This window comes from Colwellia sp. BRX8-4 (assembly GCF_014077345.1).
GTDB lineage: Bacteria > Pseudomonadota > Gammaproteobacteria > Enterobacterales > Alteromonadaceae > Colwellia_A.
The window spans coordinates 197,285-212,026 of sequence record NZ_JACGVS010000004.1; the positions used below are offsets into that span (position 1 = coordinate 197,285).

General features: G+C 38.2%; 12 protein-coding genes. 10 read left to right on the forward strand and 2 right to left on the reverse strand.

The features are described 5' to 3' along the window. Positions 1 to 8 precede the first annotated feature (8 nt). From H4J56_RS05610 to H4J56_RS05640, 7 genes are all read left to right on the forward strand, one after another. Complete coding sequence (locus H4J56_RS05610) at positions 9 to 716, forward strand: ABC transporter ATP-binding protein (protein WP_182213632.1); 708 nt, start codon at positions 9 to 11, stop codon at positions 714 to 716. Beyond that, on the forward strand, positions 713 to 1,873 hold the full coding sequence (locus H4J56_RS05615; protein ID WP_182213630.1) for an ABC transporter permease: 1,161 nt from the start codon (positions 713 to 715) through the stop codon (positions 1,871 to 1,873). Before H4J56_RS05610 ends, H4J56_RS05615 begins: the two co-directional genes overlap by 4 nt. Then, positions 1,870 to 3,111, forward strand: coding sequence for an FtsX-like permease family protein (locus H4J56_RS05620; RefSeq protein ID WP_182213628.1), 1,242 nt, complete (start codon positions 1,870 to 1,872; stop codon positions 3,109 to 3,111). Before H4J56_RS05615 ends, H4J56_RS05620 begins: the two co-directional genes overlap by 4 nt. Positions 3,112 to 3,302: 191 nt before the next feature. Next, complete coding sequence (locus tag H4J56_RS05625) at positions 3,303 to 3,863, forward strand: hypothetical protein (protein WP_182213626.1); 561 nt, start codon at positions 3,303 to 3,305, stop codon at positions 3,861 to 3,863. Positions 3,864 to 4,010: 147 nt separating this feature from the next. Then, complete coding sequence (locus tag H4J56_RS05630; RefSeq protein ID WP_182213624.1) at positions 4,011 to 4,463, forward strand: DUF2141 domain-containing protein; 453 nt, start codon at positions 4,011 to 4,013, stop codon at positions 4,461 to 4,463. A 73-nt stretch (positions 4,464 to 4,536) separates the two neighbouring features. After that, a complete protein-coding gene (locus H4J56_RS05635; RefSeq protein WP_182213623.1) occupies positions 4,537 to 5,667 on the forward strand; it encodes a sensor histidine kinase in 1,131 nt (376 codons plus the stop codon). Beyond that, complete coding sequence (locus H4J56_RS05640) at positions 5,660 to 6,283, forward strand: response regulator transcription factor (RefSeq protein ID WP_182213621.1); 624 nt, start codon at positions 5,660 to 5,662, stop codon at positions 6,281 to 6,283. The genes H4J56_RS05635 and H4J56_RS05640 overlap by 8 nt, the downstream gene beginning before the upstream one ends. A gap of 27 nt (positions 6,284 to 6,310) precedes the next feature. Here H4J56_RS05640 and H4J56_RS05645 read toward each other — a convergent pair whose 3' ends face one another. Further along, complete coding sequence (locus H4J56_RS05645) at positions 6,311 to 7,162, reverse strand: HDOD domain-containing protein (protein ID WP_182213620.1); 852 nt, start codon at positions 7,160 to 7,162, stop codon at positions 6,311 to 6,313. Positions 7,163 to 7,365: 203 nt separating this feature from the next. Between H4J56_RS05645 and H4J56_RS05650 the strand changes: the two genes are divergently transcribed. Further along, entirely contained in the window at positions 7,366 to 8,469 is a 1,104-nt protein-coding gene (locus tag H4J56_RS05650) for a YCF48-related protein (RefSeq protein WP_182213618.1), read from the forward strand. 369 nt (positions 8,470 to 8,838) lie between these two features. Here the strand turns inward: H4J56_RS05650 and H4J56_RS05655 are convergent, their stop codons facing one another. Continuing rightward, positions 8,839 to 9,855, reverse strand: coding sequence for a LacI family DNA-binding transcriptional regulator (locus tag H4J56_RS05655; RefSeq protein WP_182213617.1), 1,017 nt, complete (start codon positions 9,853 to 9,855; stop codon positions 8,839 to 8,841). A 219-nt stretch (positions 9,856 to 10,074) separates the two neighbouring features. On the opposite strand from H4J56_RS05655, the gene pgi reads away from it, so the two are divergent. After that, positions 10,075 to 11,724, forward strand: a complete 1,650-nt coding sequence (pgi, locus tag H4J56_RS05660) for a glucose-6-phosphate isomerase (protein ID WP_182213615.1) — start codon at positions 10,075 to 10,077, stop codon at positions 11,722 to 11,724. Between the two features lie 416 nt (positions 11,725 to 12,140). Continuing rightward, the gene (locus H4J56_RS05665) at positions 12,141 to 14,690 is read left to right on the forward strand and encodes a TonB-dependent receptor (RefSeq protein ID WP_182213613.1); all 2,550 of its coding nucleotides are present in this window, start codon (positions 12,141 to 12,143) and stop codon (positions 14,688 to 14,690) included. The last annotated feature ends 52 nt before the right edge of the window (positions 14,691 to 14,742 follow it).

Consider the following 14,742-nt stretch of genomic DNA (forward strand, 5'->3'; position numbering starts at 1 on the left):
AAAAAATGATGAAAAATAGCTATAACATTACATTAAAAAATATTAACAAAAGTTACCAGAAAGGTAAAAACACGGTAGTCGTTCACCACGATTTTAACTTAACGATTAAATCAGGTGAGTTTGTCGCATTAATGGGACCATCAGGTTTAGGAAAAAGCACCTTATTGCATTTAATGGGCGGCCTTGATCAACCGACATCAGGTGAAGTGATTATTGGTACACAGCGTATTGATCATTTAAAGCAATCGGCATTAACCCAATGGCGCGCTGAAAACATTGGCTTTGTTTTTCAGTCACATCATTTATTACCGGTGTTAAGCGCGCAGGGTAATGTTGAACTGCCACTCGCGTTAACCTCGTTAAATAAAAAGCAACGACAAGAGCATGCTAGTTATGCGCTAGAGCTCGTTGGCATGAGTGAGCGTGCTAGTCATTTCCCCAAAGAGTTATCTGGTGGGCAAGAGCAGCGAGTTGCTATTGCACGCGCTATTGTCAGTGACCCACATATATTATTATGTGATGAGCCAACGGGAAATTTAGACCGAAAAACAGCCAATGAAATTCTGGCATTACTTGACCAACTTAATCGCGATTTTGGTAAAACCATTGTTATGGTTACACATGATAAAAAAGCAGCTGACTACGCAAGTAGAGTGATTAATTTAGAGTCTTATATTGGCGAAGAACATAACTGTCATATGAGGGAAAGCAGATGAACCTACTGATATTAGTTTGGCGGAACAGCTTTCGTAAAAAAGTACGTTTTTGGTTAACCTGTACTTCTGTCATGGTGGCTTTTTTCTTATTGACGACCTTGTCTGGAGTGGATCAGGCGCTTACGGCTAATGTAAGCAGTAGTAATCAATACCGTTTAATGACCAGTCATAAAATATCAATGACACAATCTCTCCCCATTAACACTCAACAAAAGATTGCGGCATTACCGGGCGTAAAACAAGTGAGTTATGCATCTTGGTTTGGTGGGTACTTTCAAAATGAAAAAAATCAACTACCCGTAACTGCGGTTGACCACCATCATTATTTCAATTTATTTGATGAATATATAATCCCTAGTGAGCAACTAGCGCAATGGAAAAAAACGCGCACAGGTATTGTTATTGGTCAGGGACTTGCTGATAAATATGGTTGGAAAATCGGTGATACCGTGCCATTAAGCTCTTCTATTTGGATGAATAAAAGTGGTTCATTTAATTGGTCGTTTACCGTTTCTGCCATTTACCAAACAGCTCAGCATTCATCTGCTGATAATAAAGTGTTTTTCCAACATGCTTATTTTGATAAAGGCCGTGCTTATGCTAATAATTCTTTGGGGTGGTTATCGACTGAAATAACTGAAAATGTCAACGTAGATGACGTTATTGTTGCTATCGATTTATTGTTCTCACATACCAACAATCCAACCCGTACCACGACTGAACAGGTTTTTATTAAAGAACAAGCACAACAGTTTGTTGATATGGCTATGGTCATTAACCTTGTGGTTATTGCGGTATTCTCTACTTTATTACTGATTGTTTGCAATACCATGATCCAAACTATTCGTGAGCGTAATAATGAAAGCGCAATGATGAAAGCTTTAGGGTTTTCAGCGACACGTTTAATTCAAGGTGTTTACCTAGAGGCTTTGTTATTAATTGGCTTAGGCGCTTTGGCGGGCAGCATTCTTGCCTCTTTATCTCTAGCATTGGTCGGCCAGAGTTTTAATGATTTTTTACCGGGTATATCGATTGCGCCAAGTCATTATATAACCGTATTTGCCTGGGTAAATACTGCTGCCGCTTTTTGCACTGTATTTCCGGCGGTAGCGATTAAACAACTTGTTATCAGCAAAACGTTAGGAGACAAGGCATGAATATTTCATTAAAGGCGCAGCATTCATGGTTTATCAATATAAAACAAGCACAAGCGTTAACGGTTATTAATTTTAAAAGTTTCCCGCAGCGTATTATTGCTTCTATGGTGAGTATATTAAGCATTGCTTGTGTTGCTGGCGTTATTTTAAGTGTTCTGGCAATGACTGAGGGAATGATGAAAACACTGGAACGTACTGGTTTAGATAATACCGTATTAGTGATGCGCGCGGGAGCCTCTTCAGAATTGCAAAGTGTGATGTTTCCAGTAGAAGTTAATATTTTAGCGAATAATCAAAAAATTATTAAAGATGAACAAGGGCTGGCGCAAGTATCGGCTGAAATGTTTGTTAATGCTGAAGTGACTTATATTTCTAATCTAGATACCGTAGATCAAGAAATAGAAACGAAAAGTTTAGCGTTGCGAGGTATCAGCAAATCGACTCAACAATTTCGCCCTAATTTTCGTTTAGTCAAAGGTGAAATGTTCGCTACGGGTGTGCGTCAGCTAATTGTTGGTCAGGCAATAACGCGTAGAATGCCAGAGTTAATTGTTGGCAAAGTTATCACCTTAGGTGGAGCAGCGTGGACAGTCAGCGGGATTTTTTCTGATGGTAATAGTGTTTTTGAATCAGAATTGTGGGCTGATATTGGCATGGTACAGAGTGATTATCGTCGAGGAAATACGCTACAGTCTATCCGCTTAGCATTAAAAGATATTAGCGATTTACCACAATTAGAAAAAGAGTGGCAGGACGACCCTAGGTTAAACATTCGAGTGTTAACAGAAAAACAATTCTTTGCTGATCAAGCCAGTAACTTAACACGCTTAATTCGTTGGTTAGGTTTTCCTATTGCTATTATTATGGCGTTAGGCGCAATAGTGGCTGCACTTAATACCATGTATGCCGCCATAGCAAGTCGCTCTAAGGAAATAGCTACGCATAAAGCGATAGGTTTTAGTCCTTTTGCAATTTCAATGTCGATTCTTTGTGAAGCCTTGCTCATTGCTTTTGTTGGTGGGGTGTTAGGCATACTACCTTTATATTTTGTCTTTGATGGCTGGACGGCTGCCACGCAAAATGCCAGTAATTTGAGTCAAATGATGTTCAATTTTGATATTACGGTTTTGTTGATGATTAAAACAATGTCGTTAGCGTTATTGATTGGTTTATCAGGCGGGATATTACCAGCAATAAAGGCGATGCGTTTACCTGTTACCGAAGCTTTACGTGACTAATCCCCCCTTAGGCACACATTAGTGGTGTTGATGATTAATGTGCTTTGTATCGGTGCTGATACCTTCTTCTTCGGCCAAAAGTCATTTTTTTTATAAGCAAATCATGACTTTTGGCACCTTTTTTTTAGCTTTTGAAACGTTATTATTTAAAATAAGTAAATAGTTAATCACTCAACGACAAGGCAGCCCGTATGTTAAATAAACTCAGTGCTTTATTACAATTTCTCCCGCTTTCACTTTTTTCAATGATTGGTTTTTGGCAAACCGAAACATCCAATGAAAGCTGGTTATTGGCTTTTAAAATAGCTGCATTGGTGGGAATTTGTCAGTTAGTGTTAATCAGTAAACTTAAAATAGTGATGAGCCGTTTAATACTATCAGCGAATATTTATTTGATTTTAGGTGGTTTAGCGGCATTTTTTCAACAATGGTGGTATTTATCGTTTTATAGCATGTTGCAAGAGTCGGCCATTTTTATTGTGATGATTGTTGTTGGTATTACCACCATGCTCTTTTCAAATCATGGTTTTGTTGGGATCAATAAAACACAGATTAAAGAAACTAAAGATCGGATAAACATTAATAAAAAATCAGCTTACTTATTTATCGCCGTACTGATATCGCTCGTTCTATCTTGGTTGTTTAAAGGTAATATCGCACTCTCTGTTATCGCACCTATTGTGATTCTCGCACTCTTTCAACGTTACCTTGTTCATCTTCATAACCAACAATATTCTTATAATGTCCTTTAACCTTTAGGTGCCAGAAGTCATGTTTTACTGCTGTGAAAATGATGACTTTTGGCACCTGTTTAACAAAAGCTTTAGCTTTACACTGATCATGAATTAATAAACAAATTTACTTATCCTCTTTCAATTTATATAAATAAAGGAATCATTATGATTTTTAAAAAATTAATCTCTTTGTCAGTAACCAGTTTAGCGCTTTCTGTAATAAGTGCATTATCGATGATTTTATTATTAAGCCAGCATGCCGTTGCCGCTGACTTAACGGTCAATATCAGTGATATTGAGCAAGGGAAAGGCCACCTTTTAATCGCTTTATATGCCTCAGAAGAAGATTATAAGACAGATAAAGCTAGTTTTTATGCAAAAGTTAAAGCTCAAAATGGCAAGGAAATCGCTATTTTTGAAAATGTACCTGATGGCGACTATGCGATAAAAATGTATCAAGACGAAAACGACAATAACAAAATGGATTTTAATATGATGGGGATCCCAAAAGAAGGCTATGGCTTTAGTAATAATGTCGGCATGTTTGGTGCGCCGAAATATAAAGAAGCTAAATTTATGGTGAAAGAAAACACAGCAATTACGATTGATTTGTTTTAAAATCATATGATTATGAAGTTTTAAATGTGCATGTTAACGGTTTAGACTGCACATTTTATCTAGGTATTTATTTATGTTGAAGTCACCATTACCAGAGCACTTACGCAAAGACTGGCTACTACATTTTTCTGGCTTTATTACTTGGTCAGTTATTTGCTATTTGTCTTTAGTCAATCTTGATTTTGGTCAGACGTTTGTATTGAAATTGTTGGCATTTATTATTTTTTATCTTTCATTTGCATGGATTATTTTTTCTGATAAAAGGGCAGAGTCGAAGATAAATAAACGACTACTGGTGGTTGAAGTAGTTACGGTATTATTGTTAATTTCATCAGATACTTATAATGTTGCCGCTATTTTGTTAGTGTTGATTGCGACGCAGTTACCATCAATGTTTACCCGAAAAAAAGCATTGTTGTTGATGTTTTTTATTACAGTCGCTCATTTTACTATTGTTTATGATGGCAGTTTTATTTCTGGATTTTTTCAGGTCATTATCTATTTTATGCTACAAGTTTTTGGTTTCTCTGCCATAGAAACAATCTTGCGTGAAGCAAAAGCTAAAGAAGAGTTAGCGGCTATTAATCAAGAGTTGTTAGCAACACGATTTATGCTGAAAGCTTCATCGAAAAAGCAAGAAAGATTACGAATATCTCGAGACTTACATGATGCTATTGGTCATCAGCTAACGGCGTTGTCTTTGAATTTAGAGGTCGCTAAACATAAAGTTTCCGAAGAATTTAAACCCTTACTGCAAGAAAACTTACAACTGGCTAAAACACTGCTAAGCAACGTTCGACAAGTGGTAAAAGAAATGCGTGAAGAAGAACAAATAGATCTTGTTTCGTCGCTTGAAAACCTCATTAATCAATTGCCTAATTGTCAGTTAACTGTGAAATCATCCATTGATATTAATTCACTGCAACTAAAGCAACAGCTGATGTTTTGTTTACAAGAAGGTGTGAGTAATGCGCTTCGACATGGCAAAGCGAACCTATTTACTTTAGCCTGTGAAAAAATGGGCAGTAGCTTAGTCATTAACTTGTCTGACAATGGCACGGTTACCAACAAGAATAACGAAAACTTTGGCAGTGGTTTAGCTGGCATGAATGAACGATTGATTGATTTTTCTGGCAAGGTAGATCTTATTGTAAATGACAGTGGTTTCACCTTAAAAATACAAGTAGAGGATTGTTATGATTAATGTTGCGCTTGTTGATGACCAACAGTTAGTTCGACAGGGAATTGCAGGGCTACTTTCGTTAAGTGACGATATAAGTATTATTTGGCAGGCCGAAAACGGCGAACACGCTCAACAAATGTTGGCCAGTGAACCAACGCCTGATGTGTTGTTACTCGACATTAGAATGCCAAAAGTGAATGGTATTGAGTTAGTTAAAATTCTAAGAAGCCAAGGCAGTACCTTGCCTATTTTAATGTTAACAACTTTTGATGATAGCGAACTGTTTATGCAAAGCTTACAAGCAGGTGCTAATGGTTTTTTACTTAAAGATGTTTCCTTAGATAAACTCGTTAATGGCGTTAAAACACTGGCCAATGGTGGTTTTGTGGCTGAGCCCGTGGTGATGAAACAATTAAATAAAGGCTTGAATGAATCTAAAGTTATTGAAGCCTTGTCTGAAAAAGAACAACAGATTTTAAAGTTGGTGGCGGGTGGTTTCTCTAATAAAGAAATTGCTAGTAGTATTTTTCTTGCTGAGGGCACAATTAAAAATCATGTATCAACAATATTATCAAAACTTAATACCCGAGACAGAACACGGGCGGTATTGATTGCACTTAACCAAGGGCTTATTTGACAAACTTATTTAAGGTAGCTTCAAGGGTTAATCAGCTTTTACATCGAATGACTCGCTGTCTTCAAGATAATCTTGATAGTTGTCTTCATCAATGTCGAGTAAGGTGAAAATCATTTCTTGTACATAAGGCCAGTCAGCAGAGTCTCGACAGTGCTTATGATTGTGTACTAGGTTTTCTGCCAGTTTTAATATTGCATAGTAAACTTCTTGACCACGTGGATTATTCATTTTGAGAAAATCACGGTCGTGATGTATTAAAATTAATTCGCAAATATCTTTAGGTAATCGCCAAGAAGAGGCAACGTAATAGCCAATGGTTGCGTGGTTTACACCATAAGCCTGGTCTTCAGTGATGGGGAGTGTTTTATCTGGGGTGCTGTAAGCAAGTTGGTAAGTATCGCTGTAGTCACTATACTTCATTGCCATAATCGGAATGCCGCAATCATGAAATAAACCAAGAGAAAAGAGCTTATCTTTTGAGGTTTTTTCTTTAATCGTTTTGCCAATATGAACACAAGTGTTGGCAATATGTGTGGCACTGTCCCAAAACTCTTCTAAAGCGATACTACAATCTTGTTGGTCAAAACTACGTTTAATCAAGGTGTTGGTTACTAATGAGTTTATTCCCTGCAAACCGATATAACGTACTGATTTGTGAATGTCAGATATTGAGCGCGACAATCCATAAAGGGGCGAGTTAATGGTTTTCAGAATAATTGAAGCGACACCGACATCTTGTGAAATAATATCGGCTAACGCATTTACGTCTGGCTCGTCTTCGGCCATTATTTTTTGTAGTTTAATTAATAAACTTGGCTGAGCCGGAATAGAAAATCCACGGCGTATATCAGCGAGTACTTTATCATCAACTTCTAGCATAAGAATTTACTGTTTTATTAATCAATTAAGTATTATGACGGCTATTTTTATTATTCTACTATCGCTGAAGTTGGCGGTATTTACAACTTAATGACTGACAATTTTGTTGCTTTGCCTCTTTGTCAGTGTTTGATGTTTATCACTTGTTAAATATTTGAAAATATTGAATAGTAGCGCTATGTTCACTTAAAATAATAATTATCATGCTATCAATTCTTTCAATATTACCAGAAGTTAAAGTAAGCACTCGCTTAATTCGTATCTTAAAATCTCTTAGTATCACGACTGTCTTTTACTCGGTAATTGCCAGTAGCACTACTATCGTTGATTTGCCGTCTTGGCAACATACGGTGCTGCCAGGTTCACCTTCTTTGCGCGGAAGTGCTGTTATCGATAATTCATTGTGGGTTAGTGGTAGTAATAAGACTGTTTTTGTTAGTCAAGATGGAGGTAAAACTTGGTTGGATAAATCAGTAGATAGCCCTATAAAAACAGGTTTTCGTGATATTGCCTTATTCGATAAGCATACCGCTATTGTTATGGGGGTTGGCAGTGGAGAACAATCTGTACTTTACAAAACCATTGATGGTGGCGATAGCTGGCAGTTACTTTATCAAAATGAAGATAAAGATGGCTTTTTTGACTCCATCGCTTTTTGGGATGGTGATAATGGTTTGTTGATGGGAGATCCTGTCGATGGCTTTTATGTTATAAAAAAAACCAGTGATGGTGGCAAAACGTGGCGCCGTATCGAGCAGAGTAATATCCCGAAATTTGTTGAAAAAGAAGCCGCTTTTGCGGCCAGTGGTAATACCTTAATTGTTGGTGACAAAGGTAAAGCTTGGCTTACTACGGGTGGATTTTCAGCATCAGTTTATAGCAGCGTCGATTTTGGTGAAACATGGCAACGTGATCGTGTGCCACTGTACTCTAAAACACAAACCGCCGGTGGTTATGGTTTAGCATTAAATGCCAAGCAACAACTTTTTGTTGTTGGCGGAGACTATGAACAGCGTCCTGCAAGTTACCCTAATATGGCAACTTTTACCGATAACCAATGGCAGTCAGTCAATGCTGGGCAATATGGCTTGCGCTCAGCAATGAGTTGTCAGGGAAATATTTGTCTTGCTACAGGAAAAACCAGTAGTGATATTTCGCTTAACGCAGGAAAAACGTGGCAAGTACTAGCAAACCCACAAGGTAAAAAAGACGATAAAGGCTTCTATACCCTTGCGAGCGATAAGATGATGTTTTTGGCGGCAGGCGCGGAGGGTAAAGTTGGCGTTTATTCATTTAGACAAAAGTAATATTTCATACTTGCTTATCAACATAGGCTGCAAGTGATAATCAAACTAAACTTTATCGTTAAAGCGTTACGCTAGTCGATAAAGTTTAGTGTTTTCTGACAATTAACTCTGTTTAGCGGTTGAATCACGGACAATCAACCTTGGTGTGTAATGATGAACACTATCCATTGAAAGGCCGGTTTGTTGCGGGTTATATATTGCGCTAAGATTTAACTCAATGAGCAATTATCAATGAGCTATGTTTAGCGGTTGAATCACGGACAATCAATCTTGGTGTGTAATGATGAACACTATCCATTGAAAGGCCGGTTTGTTGCGGGTTATATATTGCGCTAAGATTTAACTCAATGAGCAATTATCAATTCACAATTAGCTATGTTTACCGGTTGAATCACGGACAATCAATCTTGGTGTGTAATGATGAACACTATTTTGAGGGGTTTGTTTACGCGATTTTGCAATCAATAAGTTGGCTGCATCTTCAGCGATTTTTTGGTTCGGCTGATTTGCTGTCGTTAAACGTGGCCATGTTTGGCGAGAGAAGGGCGAGTTTTCAAAACCAGCAATAGAAAGTTGATCAGGTATTGATATCCCCATTAACCGAGCGGCAAACAAAGCACCCGCCGCAATTTCATCGTTACATGAGAAAATAGCAGTTGGGCGAATATCTTCAGACATTAATTGCTTTGCGCCAAGTACGCCAGATTCAAAAGAATACTCGCCATTAATAATTAACCGCTCATCAAGTGCAATGCCATTGTCAGACAAGGCTTGTTTATAACCTCTTAAACGTTCAACAGTTGACATATGTGCTGCTTCACCGGCAATAAAACCAATGTGTTTGTGGCCTAAATCAATGAGGTGTTGAGTAATACTTACCGAAGCCGCATGGTCATTTACCATAATGCAGGGGGCTAATTCATCGGGTGCTACATCGCCAGACATTATCCGAACAACATCAACATTTAGGTCGATAATTTTTTGGACAAATTCAGGCATTTCAGAAAAAGGTGGAGTGAGCACTAAACCAGCGACTCGTGTCTTTCTAACCATGTCGGCAATTTCATCAAGTACATGTACTGATTTTGCTTGGCAAGGATGAATAAGTAATTCAAAACCTTGTTGTTTACAAGCCGCTAAAATACCATTTTGCATATCAATGACATAATATGCGTTAGGGTTATCATAGATAAAAGCAATGCTGTATGCCTTAGTACCCGCTAAGTTTCGTGCCGCTAAGTTGGGCTGATAATGTAAATCATTTACGGCTTCCATGACTTTATCTCGAGTCAATTGTCGTACAGATGATTCATTGTTCATTACTCTTGAAACGGTTTTTATCGAAACACCCGCTTGTTTGGCAACATCGTTTATTGTAGCTTTCATCGGTTAAAACAGCCTTGTGTATTATTCTTGTTATGTAACCCTACTGCAGCGCAACAGAATATTGTTTCTTTGGCACGGCGGCAACTACTTATTTTAAAATAACTCAAACCTTTATACTAATCTATAGAAATAAAGGATAAAAATTCAAATTGACAGCGCTGTCATTATCAAATATGGTACAACATTGAAGGGTTAAATTAATGCACTATAGGAATATTTATGTCAAGTCGTCAAACACTCAGTAGTTGGAAAAAGCTGACTCAGCTTGCTCAACAGAAACAATCTCAGCACATGAATGATCTGTTTGCTCAAGACAGTGAACGCTTTGACAAGTTTTCTATAGAGTTACCTAGATTACTGTTAGATTATTCAAAGAACCTCATTGATACTGAAACAATGGATACACTGTTCAATCTGGCTAGTGAATGTAAAGTCGTTGAATGGCGCGAAAAAATGTTTATTGGTGCAAAAATCAATAAAACAGAAGACCGTGCTGTTCTTCACACAGCTTTACGCCGTAAAAGCAAAGAGCCTCTCATTGTTGATGGTGAGAATGTCACCACCAGCGTTCAAGTACAGTTACAGAAAATGGAAGCTTTTGTTAATCATGTTCGTGAAGGTAAGTGGTTAGGTTATTCAGGAAAGCGTATTACTGATGTGGTTAATATTGGTGTTGGTGGTTCCAACCTTGGTCCACAGATGGTCACCGAGGCGTTAAAACACTACAGTGATAAAAGCATTAATGTTCATTATGTTTCTAATGTAGATGGCGCGCAAATCGTAGAAATACTTCGTCCGCTTGACCCAGAAAGAGTGCTATTTATTGTTTCCAGTAAAACCTTTACCACGACCGAAACTATGACAAATGCTAAAACAGCAATAAGGTGGCTTACCGCATCGTCGTTTGATGATAATGCGGTCGGTAAACACTTTGTTGCAGTAACAGCGAATAAAGAAAATGCCATGGGGTTTGGCATTAAAGAAGAAAACATCTTCGGGATGTGGGATTGGGTCGGAGGGCGCTTCTCATTATGGTCAGCAATCGGTTTAGCAATAGCGTTAGATCTGGGCTTTGATAAATTTATAGAATTGCTTGATGGCGCTAATGAAATGGACGAACACTTTCAAAGTGCACCACTAGAAAAAAATATGCCGGCAATAATGGCTTTACTCAGCGTTTGGAATACCACTTTTCTAGGAGCTAGATCTCAAGCGATCCTTCCTTACGATCAAACCTTACATATGCTCTCTGCTTATTTACAACAAGCTGAAATGGAGAGTAATGGTAAATCTGTTTCGTGGAATGGCGATGAAGTTGACTATGCCACCGTACCTTCTATATGGGGTGAACTGGGTATTAATGGTCAACATGCCTTTTATCAGTACCTGCATCAAAGTAATAATGTTGTACCAGCTGATTTTATTGGTTCGGTTGCCAGTGTTACGCCGGTGTCTGGTCATCACGAAACGTTAATGTCGAACTTTTTTGCACAGACACAAGCATTAATGACCGGCGTCAATGAAAAGCAAGTTCGTGCTGATTTAAAAGCAAAAGGACGGACAGCTGATTACATCGATAAGGTGGCTCCTCATAAAGTGCACAAAGGGAATCGTCCAACCAACACTATTCTTTTAAAACGTATAGATCCTAAGACGTTAGGCAACTTAATTGCACTCTATGAACATAAAATATTTGTGCAGGGTATTGTGCTGCAAATATGCTCTTTTGACCAATGGGGCGTTGAATTAGGTAAGGGCTTAGCAGAAAGTATTCATAAAGAGCTCCAAAGCGGTAATGTTTCGCCGAGTCATGATTGCTCTACGCTTAACTTGATGAACTATTATAATAAAGCTTTAATTTTACTTTAAAACGCTGATAAATTGTCAGCGTTTCTATTTTTGAAACAATGAAAATTAATAAAATTACCTTTTTAGACTTCATTAATGACATTAAATTATAGTATTCACTAAAGTAATTCTTTATTCATTAAACGTTACTTTAAATGAATAAAGCAGTGCTAAAAACGTATAATAATTGCTTGTGTGTACGAAAATAATACAGGGTGTTTACAAAAAAACTAAAATAAAACTCTATTGTTTACAGTTCGTTGCATTAAAGGTGCTGATTAAATCGTAATCAAGTGTAGCCAGATGGTCATTTATTGTGTAATGTTTTACCCGACCTATGACAACGCTGTCATGAATTAAAAAGACAGCGCTGTCTTTGGTAGGGTTATAAAAACATAACTATTATATTTAAAAAAAACGTGTGTAAGGGAAAGTCGATGTCAATTCAAAAATTTAAAAAAGGCATGTTAGCGAGTTCAATCGCTCTAGTGCTAGCGGGCGGTGCTACACCATTCGCAATGGCTGCTGAAGAAGTTAAAGCTGCCGAGCAAGAAACTGAAGTAATTGAAGTTCGCGGTATTCGTGGTTCTTTGAAACAAGCATTAAATCAAAAGAGATTTTCTAACGCGGTTGTTGATTCAATTTCTGCAGAAGATATTGGTAAATTTCCCGATAGAAACATTGCAGAGTCACTACAAAGAATACCTGGCGTAACGATTGCCAGAAGTTTTGCTGGTGAAGGTGGTGATGTTTCTATCCGCGGTACTAACTCAGAATTAACCCAAATCAGTATGAATGGTAACTATGTTGCTTCAACAGGATGGTTTTCACAAGCAGCAGCAAAGCGTTCTTTTGATATGGATTTATTACCACCAGAACTTGTCGCTGGTGTTGATGTTTATAAATCGCCAACAGCAAGCCTTGATGAAGGTGGTGTTGGTGGTACTGTCGTTGTGCGCACTCGTAAGCCTTTAGAACTAGACTCTAACACCTTGTTTTTATCTGCTGAATACCAAGATAACAGCCTTTCTGACGAAAATGGTCAAGGCTTAACGGGCATGTATAGCTGGAAAAACGATCAAGAAAACTTTGGTGTTTTAGCGAGTTTATCTACGCTAGAAACTGTTGGGCGTGCGCACAAAGCAGAAAACTATATGGATGATGGTTGGGCGGGTGCAGGTATTTCAGAATTCGCGCAAACTCGTGAACGTGATGCGGTTGATCTAACTGTTCAGTATTCACCCTCTGAAGATTTATCAATGAATGTGCATTACTTTCAAGTTGATCTTGATTCTGCTAACAGTAACCAAAACTATTTAATTATTGCGGGTACAGATCCAACCGGCTTTAATGACCAAGTTACTGGAGCGACTAAATTCTCTCCGACTAATGGTTTTGCGCTAAATGGTAACTATTCTGGTGCACCACTTGATGATCAGAATACCCGTAATGCTGAAATGGATACCGAAGTCATCGCATTTGAAGTTGATTATACGGCTGATACCTATTCAATCAATGCCAAAGTTGGTTCTACTGAAGCAACAGGTGGTGACGGTGGTAACTACAATGCTGGTTGGGTTTCAAGTAACAGTAATACCTCTATTGATTTCGATATGAGCGGCGATAATGCGATGTTGCTTTCTCCTAATGGTACAGATCCAAGTAACCATTCTGAATACATTTTAAGTAGTGGTGCTGTTACTGCTGGCTATCGTAAAGACGAAGAGACTTTCGCACAGTTTGATGTTGATTTTAACGTTGAGTGGGGCCCAATTTCTAACTTTAAAACCGGTGTTAAGTTACGAGATCATCAATTTACAAGTTACTCAGATGCATGGACGTTTGATGATAGCTTGACTACAGGTATCACTAAAGCCACATTTGCGGATGGTCATTTTAATCACTCTGGTGCAGGGTTACTTTCGGGTACTCCAACAAACATTGCGCGTGCAGATGGTGCACAATTAAGAGCGCATTATGATGCTCACAAAACGGGTTCATCATTAAACACAAACAGTTACGGTGTTATTAAAGAAGATATTTTTGCTTTATACGGACAAGCTGATTTTAGTGGCGATAATTATCGCGGTAATTTCGGTTTACGCTATGTGGCTACTGATACCTCTGCTGATTATTACGGTTATGTAGATACCGCTACAATCGTTACAGAAGACAGTGATTACTCAGATTGGTTACCTAGTTTTAACTTAGCACTAAATCTTCATGAAGATGTCATATTACGTTTGTCTGCTGCTAAAGTAATGAGTCGTCCTAATTATTCGTTCTTAAATCCAGCGGCTAGCGTTAACGAGACTACTCGAAGCATTGCTCGTGGTAGTATTGCGCTTGACCCATATCGTGCCAACCAATATGACATTGGTTTAGAATGGTACTTTAACGAAGAATCTTTATTATCAGCAACCTTGTTCTCTAAAGATATTCGTTCTTTTATTATTAACGGTGCTAACGAGTCTACTGTTGATGTCAATGGGGTAGATTATATTCTACGTGAACCCGGTCAAGGTTTAGGTGGTGAACTTCAAGGTATAGAAGGTCAATACCAACAGCAAATGGGTGAGTTTGGCTGGTCAGCTAACATTACTTATACTGAAGGCTTTGGTTTACAGAATTTAGGCGCTGATGGCGGGGGTATTGTTGAAAGACCATTACCAGGGATGTCTAAACTTAGTTATAACTTAAGTGCCTACTATGAAACTGACCTTATTTCAGCTCGAGTTGCTTACACCTACCGTGACGAATTTATCGCTCCGTCTACCGGTATCGGTGGTAACACTGCGTGGGATGCCCATGGTTTTTTTGACGCGAATGTTACTTGGCATGCCACTGAAAACTTAGATGTAAGTGTTGAAGGTTCTAACTTATTCGAAGAAACGACTACTCAACGATTTGGTGAGGGTTTCACCGCTATGCGTTTAGCGGCAGATAATGGTCGCAACGTATTCTTAAAAGTATCTTACCGCTTATAACGGGTAATTTGTTTCGATGAGAGGATAGGTTTTACTTCCTTTCATCGTTATT